This is a genomic window from Clostridium sp. UBA7339 (assembly GCF_002470865.1).
Lineage (GTDB): Bacteria > Bacillota > Clostridia > Clostridiales > Clostridiaceae > Clostridium_J > Clostridium_J sulfidigenes.
Window position 1 is genome coordinate 351,792 of sequence record NZ_DKPI01000014.1, and the last position, 18,181, is coordinate 369,972.

At 30.2% G+C, this 18,181-nt stretch carries 21 protein-coding genes; 4 read left to right on the forward strand and 17 right to left on the reverse strand.

Features of this window, described 5'->3' with window-relative positions; translation table 11 throughout:
* Positions 1-130 precede the first annotated feature (130 nt).
* Positions 131-1,477 (forward strand): Na+/H+ antiporter NhaC family protein, encoded by a 1,347-nt coding sequence (locus tag B2S02_RS15920; RefSeq protein ID WP_346878272.1) that lies wholly within the window; start codon positions 131-133, stop codon positions 1,475-1,477.
* Between the two features lie 130 nt (positions 1,478-1,607).
* Here B2S02_RS15920 and B2S02_RS15925 read toward each other — a convergent pair whose 3' ends face one another.
* The 3 genes from B2S02_RS15925 to B2S02_RS15935 all read right to left on the reverse strand — a co-directional run bounded on the left by B2S02_RS15925 (position 1,608) and on the right by B2S02_RS15935 (position 4,283).
* Complete coding sequence (locus B2S02_RS15925) at positions 1,608-2,711, reverse strand: hypothetical protein (RefSeq protein ID WP_346921017.1); 1,104 nt, start codon at positions 2,709-2,711, stop codon at positions 1,608-1,610.
* 147 nt (positions 2,712-2,858) lie between these two features.
* Positions 2,859-3,818: a ribonuclease Z gene (locus B2S02_RS15930; protein WP_346921018.1), complete on the reverse strand. Its 960-nt coding sequence runs from the start codon at positions 3,816-3,818 to the stop codon at positions 2,859-2,861.
* 156 nt (positions 3,819-3,974) lie between these two features.
* Positions 3,975-4,283, reverse strand: a complete 309-nt coding sequence (locus B2S02_RS15935) for a hypothetical protein (RefSeq protein WP_346849148.1) — start codon at positions 4,281-4,283, stop codon at positions 3,975-3,977.
* 196 nt (positions 4,284-4,479) lie between these two features.
* Here B2S02_RS15935 and B2S02_RS15940 point away from each other — a divergent pair, with 196 nt between their 5' ends.
* The 3 genes from B2S02_RS15940 (at position 4,480) to B2S02_RS15950 (ending at position 6,996) form a co-directional block, all read left to right on the forward strand.
* On the forward strand, positions 4,480-5,508 hold the full coding sequence (locus tag B2S02_RS15940; protein ID WP_346921019.1) for a GntG family PLP-dependent aldolase: 1,029 nt from the start codon (positions 4,480-4,482) through the stop codon (positions 5,506-5,508).
* 223 nt (positions 5,509-5,731) lie between these two features.
* Positions 5,732-6,862: a sodium ion-translocating decarboxylase subunit beta gene (locus tag B2S02_RS15945; RefSeq protein WP_346849150.1), complete on the forward strand. Its 1,131-nt coding sequence runs from the start codon at positions 5,732-5,734 to the stop codon at positions 6,860-6,862.
* Entirely contained in the window at positions 6,862-6,996 is a 135-nt protein-coding gene (locus B2S02_RS15950) for an OadG-related small transporter subunit (protein ID WP_341349072.1), read from the forward strand. The genes B2S02_RS15945 and B2S02_RS15950 overlap by 1 nt, the downstream gene beginning before the upstream one ends.
* 57 nt (positions 6,997-7,053) lie before the next feature.
* On the opposite strand, the gene B2S02_RS15955 is transcribed toward B2S02_RS15950, so the two are convergent.
* The 14 genes from B2S02_RS15955 to B2S02_RS16020 form a co-directional block, all read right to left on the reverse strand.
* Entirely contained in the window at positions 7,054-8,349 is a 1,296-nt protein-coding gene (locus B2S02_RS15955) for a metallopeptidase TldD-related protein (protein WP_346878269.1), read from the reverse strand.
* Position 8,350: 1 nt separating this feature from the next.
* A complete protein-coding gene (locus tag B2S02_RS15960; RefSeq protein WP_346847437.1) occupies positions 8,351-9,733 on the reverse strand; it encodes a TldD/PmbA family protein in 1,383 nt (460 codons plus the stop codon).
* Between the two features lie 76 nt (positions 9,734-9,809).
* Positions 9,810-10,535, reverse strand: coding sequence for a nucleoside phosphorylase (locus B2S02_RS15965; protein ID WP_346921020.1), 726 nt, complete (start codon positions 10,533-10,535; stop codon positions 9,810-9,812).
* A gap of 76 nt (positions 10,536-10,611) precedes the next feature.
* On the reverse strand, positions 10,612-11,121 hold the full coding sequence (locus B2S02_RS15970; RefSeq protein ID WP_346847439.1) for a DNA topology modulation protein: 510 nt from the start codon (positions 11,119-11,121) through the stop codon (positions 10,612-10,614).
* Positions 11,122-11,177: 56 nt separating this feature from the next.
* On the reverse strand, positions 11,178-11,699 hold the full coding sequence (locus B2S02_RS15975; RefSeq protein ID WP_346847440.1) for a GNAT family protein: 522 nt from the start codon (positions 11,697-11,699) through the stop codon (positions 11,178-11,180).
* 24 nt (positions 11,700-11,723) lie between these two features.
* A complete protein-coding gene (locus B2S02_RS15980) occupies positions 11,724-12,287 on the reverse strand; it encodes a GNAT family protein (protein ID WP_346847441.1) in 564 nt (187 codons plus the stop codon).
* A 141-nt stretch (positions 12,288-12,428) separates the two neighbouring features.
* Positions 12,429-13,190, reverse strand: coding sequence for a GNAT family N-acetyltransferase (locus B2S02_RS15985; RefSeq protein ID WP_346847442.1), 762 nt, complete (start codon positions 13,188-13,190; stop codon positions 12,429-12,431).
* 39 nt (positions 13,191-13,229) lie between these two features.
* Positions 13,230-13,802 (reverse strand): GNAT family N-acetyltransferase, encoded by a 573-nt coding sequence (locus B2S02_RS15990; protein WP_346921021.1) that lies wholly within the window; start codon positions 13,800-13,802, stop codon positions 13,230-13,232.
* A gap of 54 nt (positions 13,803-13,856) precedes the next feature.
* On the reverse strand, positions 13,857-14,708 hold the full coding sequence (locus B2S02_RS15995; protein WP_346921022.1) for a DUF2268 domain-containing putative Zn-dependent protease: 852 nt from the start codon (positions 14,706-14,708) through the stop codon (positions 13,857-13,859).
* A 25-nt stretch (positions 14,709-14,733) separates the two neighbouring features.
* Positions 14,734-15,300, reverse strand: coding sequence for a GNAT family N-acetyltransferase (locus tag B2S02_RS16000; protein WP_346921023.1), 567 nt, complete (start codon positions 15,298-15,300; stop codon positions 14,734-14,736).
* A gap of 120 nt (positions 15,301-15,420) precedes the next feature.
* Positions 15,421-15,960 carry a GNAT family protein gene (locus B2S02_RS16005; RefSeq protein ID WP_346921024.1) on the reverse strand — a complete coding sequence of 180 codons (540 nt, stop codon included), beginning with the start codon at positions 15,958-15,960 and terminating at the stop codon, positions 15,421-15,423.
* Between the two features lie 61 nt (positions 15,961-16,021).
* On the reverse strand, positions 16,022-16,519 hold the full coding sequence (locus B2S02_RS16010) for a GNAT family N-acetyltransferase (protein WP_346921025.1): 498 nt from the start codon (positions 16,517-16,519) through the stop codon (positions 16,022-16,024).
* A gap of 48 nt (positions 16,520-16,567) precedes the next feature.
* Positions 16,568-16,900: a divalent cation tolerance protein CutA gene (gene cutA / locus B2S02_RS16015; RefSeq protein ID WP_346879606.1), complete on the reverse strand. Its 333-nt coding sequence runs from the start codon at positions 16,898-16,900 to the stop codon at positions 16,568-16,570.
* A gap of 168 nt (positions 16,901-17,068) precedes the next feature.
* Positions 17,069-18,145 carry a hypothetical protein gene (locus tag B2S02_RS16020; RefSeq protein ID WP_346921026.1) on the reverse strand — a complete coding sequence of 359 codons (1,077 nt, stop codon included), beginning with the start codon at positions 18,143-18,145 and terminating at the stop codon, positions 17,069-17,071.
* Positions 18,146-18,181: the final 36 nt, after the last annotated feature.

The following is an 18,181-nucleotide window of genomic DNA, read 5'->3' on the forward strand; positions in this document are numbered from 1 at the left end:
ATATAACACCTTTTTCTGAATTTACTATATTTTTAAAATCAGTAGACTATAAATTTATCGCTTTCTATATTGTAAATTTATAATATTAAAGATAATATATAAGTGAAATTTATTTATATGGGGGATTTTTATGGACGTAATTTTAGGGCTAATCATTTCTACAATTATATTTATAACAGGAGTAATTAGAAATATAGATACTGTTCTATCTTTATTCATGGTACTATGTATATTCTTTATTATAGCAATAAAAAGAGGCGTCTCCATTAGGGATGGATTTAGATATTTAATTGAAGGAGGCAAAGAATCCTTAGGGGTATTAAAGATATTTATTCTAATAGGAGCAATCGTTTCTCTTTGGATGATTTCTGGTACAGTTCCTTCAATTGTTTATTATGGAATTAATCTTATTCATCCAAGCTTCTTTGCTGTAAGCGCCTTTATTTTGTCAGCTTTTATATCCATGCTCCTTGGAACTTCTTTTGGTACCATTGGTACTGTAGGTATTTCTTTGATAGTAATGGCTAGAGCTGGTGGTGGTAATACCCTTATAATAGCTGGAGCAATTCTTTCTGGTGCCTATCTTGGAGATAGAGCATCACCTATGTCTTCCAGTGCAAATCTAGTTGCATCTATTACAAATACCAATCTCTACGATAATATTAAGAGAATGACTAAAACTTCTTTAATGCCCTTAATATTATCTCTAGGTTTATATTTAATTCTATCCTTATTCATGCCTGTAAATTATAGTAACTCAGATATATTATCTCAGCTAACCGAAACTTTTAATATAAATATAATAGCATTGCTTCCTGCATTAATTATAATTGTACTATCATTCTTTAAAATTGAAGTGAAAATTTCTATGTTTATCAGTATGACTGTTGCTGCTATTATATCCTTCATTTTTCAACATGCTACCTGTAGTGAAATTATTAAAACTGCCATCTTTGGTTTTCAATTACCTATTGATAACCCTCTTTACAGCATCATAAAGGGTGGAGGTATAATATCAATGATAAAGTTAGCCTTTATAGTATTTCTCTCTTCAGCACTTACCGGAATATTTCAAGGGGCTAATATGCTAGATTTTATAGAAGAATATTTAAATAAAATAAAAAGACCTGATACTTTATTTCTCACTACTATAATAACTAGTATCATTAGTTCCATGGTTGGCTGTACTCAAGTATTGGCAGTAATGCTTACAAAAATGACTATGAATGATACCTATATTAGATTAGGTTATGATAAAGAACGATTGGCACTTGATCTAGAAAATTCAGCTATTGTAATAGCTCCTTTAATACCTTGGAATGTAGCTGTATTAGTACCTTTAACCACTTTAGGTGTAGATGCAAGAGCTATTTTATTCTCTTTTTATTTAATTTTATTACCACTAATAAGCCTAATGTCTACATATTTAAAAAGTCATAAAGAATATAATTTTATGACATATAATATTGAAAAATAACTTAATAAAAAACTTATATAACATAGTTTTTAAAACAAAACAATACCTATAGACTAGGCACACAACAGTGTTTTAGTCCATAGGTATTTATAATAATTATTCATAAATTCATCTTACATATTACTTGAATTTATTCAAATATTATCTTAGATTCTTCCATAATATCAATTTCTATGCCTTTAGCTTTGGCTGCTTTTATAAGCTCTTCATTAACATTAAGTGGTGAATATAATGATATTTTCTTCAATGTAGGCATACTAAGCAATTTATCATAATTCTTAATAACCTTATCATGTAGTGTAATTTCTTTTAAATTAGTAAGGTTTTCTATACCATCCAAATCTGGAGTTCCTGTAACAGATAAAGATAAATCTTCAACTTTAGGGAAGTTTTTCAACCCTAAGAGACTAATTGGTTTATCTGCATTAATATACAATACTTTTGCATCTGGAAAATATGGTATATCTTCCAAAGAACCTTTTTTTATGTAATCAATACCCACATCTTCTATATTTTCAAAGGTTTCAACTTCACCTAGCTTATCTAAACAACCATTATAAATGTTTAATATTTTTAGGCTTTTACATTTTAAAAGAGGACTATAATCTATAATAAAACCATCATCATCTATGCTTAACTGTTTCAGAGCATTCATTTCTTCTATCCCCCTTAAGTCCTTTACTTTATTTATACTTCCAATAGTTATTCTATTTATCTTATTTAACTCATCTTGTTTTAAAGGTAAAAAAGTAGGTCTATATATTTCTTGAGAATGTATTACTTCAGTTTCCAAATTTCTATCTTTTATTATTTTATTAGAATAATGGTAATAATTTAAAGAAAATAATAATATACCTAAAGTTACTACAAAAGCAATTTTAATTTTCTTTTTATGGGAATTTTCTTTAACTGCATAAAAAATAGTTAAAACTGATAACACTATAAAAATTATAATATAGTTAGGAATATAAATATAAGAAAATCTAAATATAAAATAATTTAATATTGGAAAAATCAATATCATATATTTCTTCCAATCTTTCCTGTGAAACCCAATACCGCTTACCATAAGTATAATCCAAAACACTGGTGAATCATCATAAATATCATGAAATCCTGAAACAAATAATTGGAGAAATATAAATCCTATTAAAATACATATCCCTATTAAGTACTCCTTTTTATAATTTTTAGGTTTATCTTTAATTTTATCATTATTAATAGTATTATCCATTTTAGACCTCCAGCAATAATTAAAACTACATTTACATCAATTTCAACTTACTCATATTTACAGTTTATCTTTAGTCAATATAACAGTATACCCTACATTTTACAATATATAGAGTTATAATGCTATAAATTTAATGAATAATTCATTTTAGTTCATATAAGTTAATGCCCTAACCATCCTATCTTCTCCTATGATACTATTTTCAAATATCTTTTTAGCATTATCTATAAACTGTGCTGGTTCTCCCATAATAGGACTAAAATGAGTTAATATAAGCTCTTTAACTCTCCCTTCCTTAGCTAGAGTGGCAGATTCTCTAAAAATCATATGCTTATTTTTGATAGCCTTGTCTATATCCTCATCCTTACCATAGGTGCCTTCACAGATAAACAAATCACTTTCTGCAATGAATTCCACCATTGAATCCATTGGTCTGCTATCAGTTATTAAACTAATCTTAACTCCTCTTCTCTCATCTCCTAATACCATATCTCCAGTATATGTTTTCCCTTCAAAAGTTACTTCTTCCTGCCTTTGTAGCTTACTCCATAGATTTTTAGGAATGTTATTTGCCATAGCCTTTTCTACATTAAACTTTCTTTCCCTTTTAAAATAAAAACTATATCCCTTGCAAGGTGATGAATGGTCTACATCTATAGCATTTAATATTATTTCACTACTATGAATTTTTCTATGCTCATTATTCTCTGCCACATATATCCCATCCTTTGATACATTAAGCTCTACCTTTGAAGGGGCTTCTATAATATTTACCTCATAGGGTAAATATTCTGCAACAACCCTTAGACCATTTACAACCCTAGTAATTCCCTCAGGACCAATTATAGTTAAAGGCTCAGTTCTACCACTATTACCTATAGTTGAAAGAAGCCCTGGAAGTCCTATGATATGGTCTCCATGGGTATGGGTAATACATATAATATCAATGGACTTAAACCCCCATGCCACCATCTTCATAGAAACCTGAGTCCCTTCACCACAATCTATAAGTATCTTTCTTCCTTTATAATTAATTAAAGTAGCTGAAAGGCTTCTTTCCGGCATTGGCATAGATCCTCCACAGCCTAATAAACATACATCTATCATTGTTTTCCTCCGTTATACCCATAATTTAAAATCTAGTTAACAACATTTTCAAAAACCTTTAACTTATTTCGCCCTAGGATTACTAGTATAAATTTTTTTAACAACACCACTATTATCTTTCTCTGGATCATAATTCTTTACTTTAAACCAATAGTATTATCCTTCTACTAATTCATTGTACTGTTCCTCTGTTAGCATTAATGTTTCTAAATTACTTTTATTATATCCACTTTCATACTTTAATAAAAACTTATCTTGTTCTTTTATTTTGTATCCATAAGCATTATTATACTTCTTATATATGGTTATAGATTCTTCATCATTTTCTCTTACAATCTTCACCATACCTATATAAGATATTGCCTCAATATTGCTCCCAATTATATATCTAACCCCTAATAACATTAATAAAAAACAGATACCTATAAGCAATAATTGTAATCGATCCTTTGTAGCAGATTTCATTTAAACTCAACCCCTTTTTAATATAACTCTGTATTAAAAATTTATAATTCATACTAATATTATATATGTTACATGAAAATAATTATATAATTTTAAATTTTTTCTATAATTCTCTCTTATCTGAAATACCATGAGATATTCTAGACTTTTAACCCCTCTCATAGTACAATTTAATTATGACGTAGGGGGGATATGTATGAAATTTATCGATTTAAGAAGTGACACCGTAACAGAACCGACGGAAGCTATGAGAAAGGCTATGTATGAAGCTACTGTAGGTGATGATGTATATGGAGATGATGAGACTACTGTAGAACTTGAAAAATATGCTGCAGAACTTGTAGGCAAAGAAGCTGCACTATTTGTTCCTAGTGGAACTTTTGGTAACCAACTTTCATTACTTACTCACTGTAGACAAGGGAATGAGGTTATTCTAGGAAATGACTGTCATATAGTTTGTCATGAAGTTGGAGCAGCATCAATTATTGCTGGAGTTCAACTTAGAACCTTAAATAGCAATATGGGTGAACTTTCACCTAGTGAAATAGAAGCAACCATAAGAAAAGAAGAAGATATCCATTATCCTGATACTGCCTTAATATGTCTTGAAAATTCTCATTCAAATGGAAGAGTTATTTCTCTAGAAAATATGGCTGAAATACGAAAAGTTGCTAATAAATATAATTTACCTATTCATTTAGATGGTGCAAGATTATTTAATGCTGCTGCTTATCTTGATGTAGATGTAAAGGAAATCACTAAAAATGTAGATACAGTAATGTTCTGCTTATCAAAAGGACTTTGTTCTCCTGTAGGATCTATTTTAGCAGGTAGCAAAGATTTTATTGATAGAGCTAGAAAATATAGAAAACTAATGGGTGGTGGCTTAAGACAATGTGGTGTAATAACTGCTGCTGGGCTTGTGGCATTAAAAGATATGAGAGAAAACCTAAAAGTAGATCATGAGAAAGCTGTATACTTATCTAAAGAACTAGCAAAACTTCCTGGATTTAAAGTAATGGAAGATAACCTACACATAAATATGGTATTCTTTGAGCTACCTACTTCTGTAAATTCTCAAGACTTAGTTCAACACCTTTTAGAAAGAGGCATAAAGGTTTGTGATATAGAAGATGGCTTAATGAGATTTGTTACTCACTACTGGATTAGTTATGAAAACATAGATTTTATTATAAAAACACTAAAAGATTACTTAACTACTTAATGATTATATTTTAACCTAAGGTTGTAGGTTAAGTGATTATTCTATTCACTTTTTACTACAACCTAGGTTATTTTTATGTTATATAAATACAATTATAGAAATTATGTATACGTTGTAGTAAAATTATGTTGTTGTAATAAATATATTGGGGAATACTATTTTATTATAATTACACTCACTAACTACAATGGCAAAATATTCAACTTATATGGGAGGATTAATCATGGAATTTCTACTGAAAGGCATAATGTCCGTCACCTGGCAACAACTAATAATGTGGGGTATAGGTGCAGGGCTAATATGGCTTGCAATTAAAAAAGGTTTTGAACCGGCACTTTTACTACCAATGGGGTTTGGTGCAATTCTTGTAAACTTACCGCTCTCTGGAGCTGTAACTCAACTTATTAATGGTCATGAAGAAATCGGAATAATAGACAATTTATTTAATATGGGTATAGCTAATGAGCTGTTTCCACTTATTTTATTCATAGGTATTGGAGCTATGATCGACTTTGGTCCATTGCTTACAAATCCGAAAATGCTTTTATTTGGCGCTGCAGCTCAGTTTGGTATATTCTTTACCATTTCTTTAGCGGCACTATTAGGATTTTCATTAAAAGATGCAGCTTCCATCGGAATTATAGGAGCTGCTGATGGACCTACTTCTATCTTTGTTGCAAACTATTTTAAAAGCAATTACATAGGACCCATAACCGTGGCCGCCTATTCTTATATGTCTTTAGTACCAATTATTCAACCAGCTGCTATCAAGCTAGTAACTACTAAAAAAGAGAGACAGATAAAAATGAAGTACAATCCTAAATCTGTTTCTAAAACTACAAAGATATTATTTCCAATAATAGTTACTGTTATTGCTGGTCTTATTGCACCAACCTCTGTAGCTTTAATAGGTTTCTTAATGTTTGGTAACCTAATTAGAGAATGTGGTGTTTTAGAAAGGTTATCCAGTACTGCACAAAATGAATTAGCTAACTTAGTAACCTTACTTTTAGGAATTACTATAGCTTCTAAGATGAAAGCTGAATTCTTTGTAACCTCTCAAACCTTTATGATTATAGGTCTTGGTCTAATTGCCTTCATATTTGACACTATTGGTGGAGTTTTATTTGCTAAATTTATAAATCTATTTGCAAAGGATAAAATTAATCCAATGGTTGGAGCAGCTGGAATATCTGCATTTCCTATGTCCGCTAGAGTAATCCAAAAAATGGGTCAAAAAGAAGATCCTCAAAACTTCTTATTAATGCATGCGGTTGCAGCTAACGTATCTGGACAAATAGGATCTGTTATAGCTGGTGGATTAGTTCTCTTCTTAATCGGAGGTGGCATGTAATGAATATAAATATAGAGGCATTCATGGAAAGTTTAATTGTAATGGGTAAAGGTATGGGCGGAATCTTTGTAGTAATGCTTATAATATTTTTAGCTATTAAAGGATTAGGCTCCATATTTAAAGGTGAAGAATAAACAATATATAGCAAAGCTCTATGACTAAAAGTCTTCAGTCATAGAGCTTTTATGATTTTAATTTCCTGAAATAGTTACACCTTTAATTTTCATCCAAGGAGTTACGGATTCTCCAGTATTTAAAGTTTCTATAGAGATTTCTTCTATATTATTAAACATATCCTTTAAATTTGAAGTTATCATAGTTTCAGTTATGGCATACTTAATTTCTCCATTTTCAACATAAAAACTATTTTTAGCTACTCCTGAAAAATCTCCATTTGATGCTGGCATATCTCCTGAAAATCTTCCTAGAATTATTCCTTTTTTAGTCGATTTTATTATATCTTCTATGGATTTATCTCCATTATCCACAACTATATTAAAGTCAGTTTTAGTAACTGGCTTTCCAATTTTCTTTGCAGCATATAATCCTATAATAAATGACTTTAATATCCCATTTTCTATGATACTTATATTTTCTGTTTTATAGCCATCTTTAGTTACAAAACTCTTATTAGCTATTTCATCATTTAGAGGCATGCATTTAACCGTAAAATTATGATTAGCAACCTTCTCATTTAATTTATCCTTTAAAATACTTGTACCACCAATTAGTGATCTATCTCCAAGAAAATTTATATTATAGTAATATAGCATTTCTACTACTAACTCTGGAGTTAAAATTATATCTCCAATAAATTTATCCTTTATTCTCTCGCAATTAAGTTGACTAACTATATCCTTAAATCTTTGTCTAACATCAGCATACTCCATAAAATCTAAAGGTAATTCATTAAATAAATAACTAAAACCTGTAAAAGATGTAGATTTTTCACCCTCCTTTGCCAAGAACCCTATGTCAACTCTATATATTCCTTCTACTATTTTAAAGTCTACACCATTAGAATTTAAAAAATTAGTTTCACTACTATTAAATTCTAAGGTAGTTCCATCCGAAAACTTAACCTGTGGAAACTCTTCCTTTAGTTTCTTTAAAAATACACTTGTAAATTCATACATCTTATCTAAGTCTGGCTCACTAGCTCCACTACTAAATTCCTCTTTAGGTTGCTCTTCTGCAATATCATTACACTGATCACTCTCTGCTGATTCACACATCTCCATTAACTCTTTAATTTTTGTATTTATTGCTTCTTCTTCTAGTTTATTTAAGGTTATAGTAGATTTTTTATCATCCTTTATAGCTACTAAATCTATGTTAGTATCAATAGTTGTTCTTAAAAGAGTTATATCTTCATTTCCAAAATTCAACTCATATTTTTTATTACTTTTAAGAATGCATTGAGACTTATCCGCCCCTTGCTTCACTATATTATCAATACAATATAAGGCTATTTCTCTATTTCCCATACTATTTTCCCCCTATATTTACACTACATTTTATTGCAGGTCCACCCATACCTACAGTTATAGGTTGTTTCTTTCCACACATTCCACTATTTGACCATGAAAGGTCATCAGATACCATAGTAACAGTCTTTAACATATCAAAGGCCACTCCTGATATAGTGGTATCCTTTATGGCTTTACCTAGCTTTCCATTCTTTATTTCATAGCCCATAGTTACTCCAAACATAAACTCACTAGTAGCATCAGCTTGACCATTACCAGGATTCATTAGATAGTATCCATCCTCTACAGAAGCAATCATTTCTTCAAGTTTATTCGTTCCTGGAAGGATACAAGTGTTTCGCATTCTTATTATAGGCTCATCTGAAAACTCATAGGCTCTTGCATTTCCCGTTGGTGCTACATTAAACATATTTGCACTTTCTTTATTATGCATATATCCCTTTAAAATGCCCTTATCTATTATAGTTACATCCTCTGCCTTAGTTCCTTCATCATCTATATATATAGGTACTAGACATGTATCACCAAATGCTGTATTAGCATAATCCACTAAAGTAATTAACGGACTAGCTACCTCTTTGCCCATATATTCATTTGCTATAGAGCCAGCTAGTACAACGTCTGCCTCTGTAGTGTGTCCAACTGCTTCATGGGCAAGGATACCAGCTAAATCTGTAGCCAATATACACTCTTTTAATCCACCACTTGCATATACTCCCTCAGCCTTTTCTCTTAGTCTTTCATAAGTCTTATCTATTTTTTCATATAGATCATCTGGTTTTAAAAACTTATCCTCAAATTGACCCAATCCACTTATAATTTCATATAATTCTACAGGTACACCATTATTATCATTAACCACTAATTCTATCATTATATTTGCTCTTGGTAAAAATGAATATAACTCAGCTCCTGAAGATGTAATAAGACTTTTTTCCATATTTAATTCATTAATTCTTATACTTCTGCTAACTAAATTACTATATTTTTTTATAATATAATTATCTATCTCTTTAGTAAATTCTATTAATTGTTTTTGAGTTAATCTTGCCTTCTTTGTAGCAAATGATTTTTCTATAGAATAGTTTGAAATTATTAACTCTCTATGCCTACTCACTGACTTAGAATTTAAAAATTCCCCATTTTGCCTTGCAATATTTAGTACTTGTCTAATACTTTCATCCTTAATATTAGAATTAGAAGCAAATCCCCATGCTCCATTTACATTTACTCTTGCAGAAATACCACTAGAATTTGTTCTAATATTCTGAATCAAACTGCCATTTGTCATCATTATACCTATGGATGAATTTTCTTGGCATCGCAGTTCTGTATACCCCTTTAGCAAATTAGAATATTTACTGAAATTTGATATAATCATAAACTTCCCCCCTAAAATGAGCATTTACACTCCCTTGTTATTATTATACATTACTTACATTTATTTTAAAATAATTTTATATATTACTTGCAACCTCAAAAGCTATCATCATATATCTTTCTCTTTCACTTAAATCAAGATTACCAAGAATTCTTTTTTCCCACTTTTCACTATCTAAGTTATCTGCTGAGTATAGAAATTGAAAAAACTCTACTCCTCTAAACTTGCACATAGCTGCTAGTGATGCACATTCCATATCCACAGCAATACATCCTTCAGCCTTTCTTTTTTGCATATTTCCTATGGTTTCTCTATAAATTGCATCAGTTGTCCAAATCTTTCCTTTAACATAGGGAATTTTTAAATCATTTAATATACTTGCCAATTTATCAGCCTTTTCAATAGTTACATAATCACTTGGTTTCATATAGTGATAACTTACCCCTTCATCTCTATATGCATCAGTTGGAACAATTAAATGTCCAGCTGTAATATTTTTATCTAATGAACCACAAGAGCCATATACTATAACCTTCTCTGCCCCCATAGCTATAATTTCTTCAAGGGTACCTGTTGCAAAGGAGCCTCCTACTGGAGTCATATAAAATCCTATATCCTTGCCCTCGTAATTCATCTTATAAATAATTACGTCACCATTTACTGACCTTGTAACCCCTACTTGAACTACACCTTCTAACTTTGAAAAAACATCCATTACTTTATGAGAAAAAGTAGCTATTATTACTTTAGGAAAACCCTCAATTCTATCTACTACTTCCTTTGGATTTATTATAGCCTCCATGCACTCATCAAAACTATGAATTATATATACTCATTCTTTCATCTCCTTTACACTCTTATCAACTTTACTTACCATTCTAATTTTCTTTTAAATTCTTAAGAAGTTCATCTACTTCTCTTAGATTATTAAGTACTATTATCTTTTTGTCTTCATAGTTTTTAAGCTTTTCTAAAATCTTAGGTCTTTCATTTTTATTGAACTTCAATACCCATTTAACAAACTCTAAATCTAGCTTTTCTTCACATCCCTCTGTCATATCTGGCCTTTTCTTTCCTTTGAATATGAATCTTCTCTTTACAATTCTATAGGTGCAAAGTAGAGTTGACATATTAAGAAATATTATTGTATCTGCTGAGTTTAACCTGATATCCATAGTTGATCTATAGTTTCCATCTATAATCCATTGATCATTATCAGCTAATTCTCTTACTACACTCTCCCATTTATCCTTTGGTGTCTCTATCCAACCCGGATTCCAATACAAAGTATCTAGATGATATACAGGAAGATTTAATATGCTTCCTAACTTACGTGAAAATGTAGATTTACCTGAACCGCCACTTCCTATTACAGCAATCTTATTCATATTTATCAATATTCTCCTTATCCTTAATAATTTTTTACGTGATAAACACTATACTATCAAATGCTCTTATCTAAGGATAAATAAACCAATTCTTCATCTTCTCTAACCTTAGTCATTCCAACCTTATTTAATAAATTAATAGATGGCATATTATCTCTTAAGCATTCTGCCATAATTACCTTCACAGATTCCTGAGAAAATGCCCATTCTATCAAAGCATTAACGGCTTCATAGCCATACCCAAGCATTCTTTTGCTTTCAACTATGTTATAACCAATTTCAATTTCTCCAATATCATTTGGAGAACCTTTAAATCCACCATCTCCAATTATGGTATTGTCCGCCTTATCAATAAAAATCCAAGGTCCATACCCATCTGGAAGTTTCTTTTCTAGCTGAGCCTTAAATATTGGTAACGCAGGCATTATATCGGAACTTGGCCATTCTTCATTAAAATTTACACCTATATGATCATACGCATTTATATCATTTTTTAAGACTTCTGTTATAAATCTAAGTGACATTGTTCTAATAATTAATCTCTCAGTTTCAATTCCTATAACTTGGTTTAAAATCATAATTATCTCCTTCTGATGTATCTGTTACAATACTTCTTCTCTAATATCAATCCATTCTCTTTTCAATAAATCCATGTACATTACATCTGAAAACTTTCCTGTTCTACTATCAAAGAACCCTTCCCTTACAATTCCAATTTCTTTGAAGCCTAATGCTCTATATAAACTGTGAGCGCGTTTATTATCTATCATGCTAGTAAGTTCAATCTTATTTAAATTTAAAAATCTAAACATGAAATCTATGAAATGACTTAAAGCATCCTTTCCATAGCCCTTTCCTTGCTCTTCCTTCCAAATCTTTATTCCAAATTCACATTTTTGCTCCCTTTTATCCCAGCCACAATAACTCATCTCACCTATAGGAGTCATATCCTCCTTCTTGCAGATTATAAATCTTTTACTTGCAGCATATAACTGTGAATTTAAAACTTCCTTCTCTATACTATTTCTTATTGCAGTCTTACTCTCTAAAGTACCATAGGCTAAGGCAGCATGAGACATAAAACTTCCATCATTCCACCATTTATATAAATACTCCTCATCTCCTAGTTCAATTTGCCTTATAACTACACTTTTCCCCTCTATCATAAATATCTCCTTTAATATTTTATAAAATCAAAACCTAAAACTTCTATATGCTCATCCTTATCTAAGGTTTTATCATAATTTTTTCTAAGCTGTATCATGTTTAAGTGATCAAAACCACATTCCTTATACAATTTAATGGCACTAGCATTCCTTGGAATTACTTCTCGAATAAAGTTCCGCCCATGCTGGGAAAAAGCCTGAATTTATGGCAATATTCTGTGAGTGAAAATGAGATTCCACCGTTCCATAAAAAGGAACCTTTCCTCTCTTTAAAATTTCATTCTTTAAAAGTTTAACTAAGGTTGTTCCTATTCTCTTACCTCTATATTCTGGCAAAATATCAATACCTATTTGCCACATAGTTTTACTATCTGCACTTGCACCCGCCATACCAATTATTTCATCACCATCCCAAGCAGAGACTGCAAGCATATCTGGAATATTTTTATCAAATAAAAAAGCTTCTCCAAATCTCTTATCACCCTTAAACTTCAAAATTTCTTCTTGCTCGTACCATTTTATATCATAAATAGGTTTATCCATCTCTTGAACATCAGGATTTGGTAGATAATAATGGTGAGCATCTGCTATCTCATGTCCAACCTCCTGTAGCTTTTTATCAATAGCCCTAAGTTTAGGATATTCAAATAGCCATGCCGCACTTGCATTAATAAATTTTTCTTCAAGCCATGGCATCAATGTAGGAGTTGTACTAATAATTGCTTTGTTTCCAAAACATAGTATTTTAAGAGCACATCCATCAGTATCATAAATTCTTCTACCTTCAACAAGTTTATTCTCAACTATTGTATTTACTTCTTTTTCAAAATCAGATACCTCACAGTTATAATCCAGAGCTAACTGAGCCTTAGCAATTTCTATAATTTCATTTTTTGTATACATATCAATATTCTCCTTTATATTCATAGAACTTTCTCTATTTTAACTTCTACTTTCACTATTCCATTCATCTTTTAATATGGCATATATCGCTAAATCATAAAAGCCTCTTTTCTCACTGAAACTAGCTTGTATTAATGTTCCTTCATACTTCATTCCACTTTTATTCATTACCTTTCCTGATGCACCATTTTTAGTATCATGAAGTGCTACTATTCTATTAAATCTAATTTCAGAAAATAAATAATCAATCACAGCCTTCAATGCTTCAGTCATTATGCCCATATTCCAATATTTTCTTGACATACAATATCCTACTTCACAGGAATAATGTTTTTCATTTATTCTCACCAAAGAAATTTCACCTATAACTTCTCCAATATCTTTTAACACAATAGCCCAATTATAGTTATCATCATTTGCATATTCCAAAGTCCACTGTTTTATAATTTCTTTAGTTTCTTCTACATTATCATGGGGCTTCCAAGATAAAAATTTTGTTACTTCACTATCTGTTGCCCAGTTTTTAAACATGTCATTGGAATCTTCAATTTCAAGCTTTCTCAGTAAAAGCCTATCTGTATTTATTGTTTGTGTCCCCTTATGTGTCAACATATAAATTTCCCCTTTTAATTTAAATTCCTTATTTCTCTAGATATTTATTAAAAACTACTTATTATTTTGACCATACCCACTCATATCATAAATTTCGTCTGAATTCATTTCAATCATTTCCTTTTCACTAGTATATGGATAGTTTCTTTTAAAATATTCAACAATTCTATATCCAAAGAAATAACCTGCACACCAAGGTATTCCCACTTCATCATCACCAAACATGTATTTACCATAATCTACATCAGTATAATTTAACAATTTAGAATAATGCTTATTCCATAATTCCTCTTCTTGTTCTTCACTTATTTGAGAAATCCACTTAGGATTTAAAGACGGATTAAAACTTTTCGCAAAGGCATCTGCTTGCCCATCGATTAACATAGATTCTATAAACTTTCCTGTACGTCCTCCATGTACCACGTGCCAATAATTCCCCCACACGCTATGATGATACTCGTGAGCAAATACATAAGGTATCCACTCTAAATAATTTTTAGCTAATGGATTAATGTTTAATAAAATGTTACCAAACACATTAACTCCCCATACACCATTTTGATTTTCCTTAACAATCAAATTGTCATCATCAACGGGATAGATGGCAATTACTATAGGATCATCATCATAATTAGGAAGTGTATTCACTATTTGCATAAACCTATGTTTAATATCGTTAATGTCTATATTTCTCATTACTTCAATCTGTTGTTTTAATTTAAATATGTTCTTGATAGGTTGTGGTTTTCTATCAGACATATCAAATGGCGCCCATTGGCTAATTTTTTCCCAATAAGGCTTAATGGCATATTTATCCCATAACATCTCAAAATCTGCATTTTCTTTTTCCATATCTAACAAGTAGTCATCCAGATTTTCGTAAACAGCTATTATATCTAACTTCATTGCGCTCTCCTTTTTAACATAATTATTATGAATGATTATTAAACAATTTATAATAATTAAACTTACACATTTCACCATCATATAGTACTACTCTGTCGTCAACATAATTAAATCCAAGTTTATTAATCACAGTTTTAGATGAAGTGTTCTCTGGCTTTACGATTGCAGTTAAAGACTTTAATTCAGTATTTTCAAAAACCCACTGAATTAGCGCTTTAGCTGCTTCTGTTGCATATCCATTCCCTTGGTAGCTATCAGAAATACCATATAAAATCTCAACTTCATTATCTATTTCAGCTTTTGCATGAACTCCCACAACACCAATACATTTATGCTCCACTTTATATTCAATTGCCAATATTATAAAAGGCTCATTTATATTAAACTTTTCATTTAGCCAATTTATCCAAGAAAGTGCTTCTGACTCATTATGCAAAACCATATCAGACAGCCAGTAAGACACATTGGGTTGTTGACTATAATATACTGCATCCTTTGCATCGTATGGTAAAAATGGTCTTATAATTAGATTTTCTGTTTCTATACTAATATTTATCATTTTAAAATCTTCTTTCTTTATTGTAATTCTCATAATTATCTTTAGTTAAACTTGTACAATAAGTGAATAAGCTTAACTAAAATTTATCTATTTTATTTTTGTACTACTACATCTTTATAATTCGTCAAATAAGAATTTTGTTTATTTATATAATTAACACTTAAAGTCATTCCAATTTACTGGGGTAGTTTTTCCATTTTGCCAATCTTCTCTTGTAATACCATAACCAATTGCATCATATAGTTTTCCATTTTTACTTCCCCATGCCTTTCGATGATGTGCCTCTTTAACAAAACCACACTTATGGAATACACATCTCATTGCATAATTATCCTGCCTTGTATTTGCCTCTATCCTTTCCTTATCAGAGTAATTATTAAATATATAATCAACAAGCCAGTTCACAGTAATTGTCCCGATTCCCATACCTTTGTACTTGCTCAAAAGTTTTATGTCAAACAACGGGCTATCATCTTGTAAATCATAAATTCTTATCATTCCCACTTTTATACCCTCATCTAGAATAACCCAAAACGTTTTGCAGTCATCCCCAGTATAATAATGTTTTTCATAGCTCTCTCTAATTCTTTCAGGATTTTGGTTCGGTGTTCCATAAAATTCCCAAGTATCTGATGTTAAAAATCCTACAAGAGTATCAATTTCATCTTTAAATTCTTCAAAGCATATTTTCATGATTTTATTTTCTCCTTTAAATTTATTACAATTGAATCTTTTCTTTTAATCTCTCCTTTGGTTATTCTTCATTTATTTTTGCATAGAGCAAATTATCATAATAGTTATTCTCAAACTTCATAACCTTTTTTAATAAGCCTTCTTTTTTAAAATTATTCTTTATAGCAACTCTTTCACTTGCTTTATTTCGTGGATCCATACGAATTTCCAGTCTTATTAATTTCAAATTATTAAAAGCAATATTTTCTAACATCTTTACAACTTCGGTTGCAATGCCCCTATTAAAAAAATTTCTATCTATAAAATAACCTATTTCTCCAACGTGAGGACTATCTTGAAATATTTTTATATTACATCCTCCTATAGCAGCATCTTCATATATGATTGAATAATTGTATTCAAGATTATTTGCTCTTTTATACTCTCGTCTCTTAATCCATTCTCTCTCCAATTCAATACTTTCAGGTATTGTTGCATAATAAAATTCAAACCTTCCCTCTATAAGTATTCTAAAGAAATCCTCAGCATCTTCTATTATTGGATACCGCAAATTAATCATAAAATTCCTCCTATAACCTTTGTCCATCTAATTCAAATGAATTATTTTTTATTCAAATAATTCATTTATAATTGGAATAATATTAATTAGTGGTTCTTCATATGGATGAATTTTTTTAATAACTTTAATAGCATTCCTAACATATTCTTTTTTACATCTTATCTCAATCTTACATTCCTGACCCTCGCATACTTTACCTACTTCACCAATAAAAGGATTTGAACCTTCTAAAGGTCTCCAATATCCTCTAACATTTGTTATCGAGATAACATTATCATAGTTTCCAATTTTGCAAACATTCACTTTATTAAGTTCATCTCTTAATTCTATTACATATTCTTCTGGAACATATATTTCGATTTTTACTTCTTTAAATTCCATAAACATAATACCTCTTCTATTCTTGCTATTTTATTAATTTAATTCTTAGATAATCAAATTATATAGATTCCAATGCTTCATTGTTCCACTCATTCTTTAATATTGAATATACAGCTAGGTAATATTATTAGTATCATGAACTGCTACTATTCTAATAAAAATCATTGATTACCCTAAATACATTTTTTCAAATTCATCCAAATTTTTGTAATATTCAATCTCCATACCAAGTGTTTCATAGTTCTTTTTATATTCTTCCATTGAATTATCAAATTCTTTTGCTGATAAAGCTAAGTTGTCTGGAGTGATATTCTTCATTAGGTCTGTTCTAGCAATATCGTATTTACTATACATTTCGTCATAGAATTGTTGGCAACTGGCAGCTGTCATCAATGATAAATAGGTATCACCCTTTTCAGCAGCATGATACATTTTATTCTTCCAATTAGAATAAATTTCTTCATATGTGCCAATAATGTCAGCTTGGGAGATTACCTTTTTTGAAATAACTTTATCCTTCATTTCCTTTGCAAAATCTTTTAGTGATTTCATTAACATTGTTGATGATTCTTTAACCTCTTGAATACTTGTCGCTTTGATTAAATTCCAATATAATTCATTAAAACCTATGGGAAGATATTTCATTGTAGAAATTTCTTCTGGGACTCTTTTAACACCTCTTTTTACATATGACTTATTATACATATAAATAGCAAACTCAATATAATATAAAATACTTGCTGCCTCATATCTACATTCACCGTATTTATTACTCAGCATTACATTTCCATATCCTTTCATTGCTTCATTGACAAAATTTTCAGCCTTCTCAATATTTTCTATTGAATACTCTTCATTTAGTTTATTTATAACAACTGATCTTAATTTCATATATTTCTGCATGTACTTCTCATCATTACAGTAAACAATATCTAACTCTATTAGTTTTGTAATATAGGGATCATTATATTTTGACATTTCCTCGAGTCTATTCCATGGAGTACAATATATATCAAAAGCTACATCCTCAATGATAAAGCACGATGCAACTTTCCAACCACTATCATCATTAATAACGATACATAAATCTAAGTCGGATTTTTCATAGATATCACCAGAATGGAACGAACCGGCAATTCCTATTAATGCAATGGAGCCTGGACATACATTTTCTGCCTTTTTGATTATAGCTTCAATTATTCTATGGTTTCTTTCCTGCAATTTCTTTTTTATATATGTTTCCATAAACTCTCCCTCCAGTAATTAGTAAACATTGTTAAA

Excerpts from the sequence above, each read along its gene's own strand:
- B2S02_RS15920 (WP_346878272.1), top strand. The coding sequence starts at position 131 with ATGGACGTAATTTTAGGGCTAATCATTTCTACAATTATATTTATAACA.
- B2S02_RS15925 (WP_346921017.1), bottom strand. The coding sequence starts at position 2,711 with ATGGATAATACTATTAATAATGATAAAATTAAAGATAAACCTAAAAAT.
- B2S02_RS15930 (WP_346921018.1), bottom strand. The coding sequence starts at position 3,818 with ATGATAGATGTATGTTTATTAGGCTGTGGAGGATCTATGCCAATGCCG.
- B2S02_RS15935 (WP_346849148.1), bottom strand. The coding sequence starts at position 4,283 with ATGAAATCTGCTACAAAGGATCGATTACAATTATTGCTTATAGGTATC.
- B2S02_RS15940 (WP_346921019.1), top strand. The coding sequence starts at position 4,480 with ATGAAATTTATCGATTTAAGAAGTGACACCGTAACAGAACCGACGGAA.
- B2S02_RS15945 (WP_346849150.1), top strand. The coding sequence starts at position 5,732 with ATGGAATTTCTACTGAAAGGCATAATGTCCGTCACCTGGCAACAACTA.
- B2S02_RS15950 (WP_341349072.1), top strand. The coding sequence starts at position 6,862 with ATGAATATAAATATAGAGGCATTCATGGAAAGTTTAATTGTAATGGGT.
- B2S02_RS15955 (WP_346878269.1), bottom strand. The coding sequence starts at position 8,349 with ATGGGAAATAGAGAAATAGCCTTATATTGTATTGATAATATAGTGAAG.
- B2S02_RS15960 (WP_346847437.1), bottom strand. The coding sequence starts at position 9,733 with ATGATTATATCAAATTTCAGTAAATATTCTAATTTGCTAAAGGGGTAT.
- B2S02_RS15965 (WP_346921020.1), bottom strand. The coding sequence starts at position 10,535 with ATGGAGGCTATAATAAATCCAAAGGAAGTAGTAGATAGAATTGAGGGT.
- B2S02_RS15970 (WP_346847439.1), bottom strand. The coding sequence starts at position 11,121 with ATGAATAAGATTGCTGTAATAGGAAGTGGCGGTTCAGGTAAATCTACA.
- B2S02_RS15975 (WP_346847440.1), bottom strand. The coding sequence starts at position 11,699 with ATGATTTTAAACCAAGTTATAGGAATTGAAACTGAGAGATTAATTATT.
- B2S02_RS15980 (WP_346847441.1), bottom strand. The coding sequence starts at position 12,287 with ATGATAGAGGGGAAAAGTGTAGTTATAAGGCAAATTGAACTAGGAGAT.
- B2S02_RS15985 (WP_346847442.1), bottom strand. The coding sequence starts at position 13,190 with ATGTATACAAAAAATGAAATTATAGAAATTGCTAAGGCTCAGTTAGCT.
- B2S02_RS15990 (WP_346921021.1), bottom strand. The coding sequence starts at position 13,802 with ATGTTGACACATAAGGGGACACAAACAATAAATACAGATAGGCTTTTA.
- B2S02_RS15995 (WP_346921022.1), bottom strand. The coding sequence starts at position 14,708 with ATGAAGTTAGATATAATAGCTGTTTACGAAAATCTGGATGACTACTTG.
- B2S02_RS16000 (WP_346921023.1), bottom strand. The coding sequence starts at position 15,300 with ATGAGAATTACAATAAAGAAAGAAGATTTTAAAATGATAAATATTAGT.
- B2S02_RS16005 (WP_346921024.1), bottom strand. The coding sequence starts at position 15,960 with ATGAAAATATGCTTTGAAGAATTTAAAGATGAAATTGATACTCTTGTA.
- B2S02_RS16010 (WP_346921025.1), bottom strand. The coding sequence starts at position 16,519 with ATGATTAATTTGCGGTATCCAATAATAGAAGATGCTGAGGATTTCTTT.
- cutA (WP_346879606.1), bottom strand. The coding sequence starts at position 16,900 with ATGGAATTTAAAGAAGTAAAAATCGAAATATATGTTCCAGAAGAATAT.
- B2S02_RS16020 (WP_346921026.1), bottom strand. The coding sequence starts at position 18,145 with ATGGAAACATATATAAAAAAGAAATTGCAGGAAAGAAACCATAGAATA.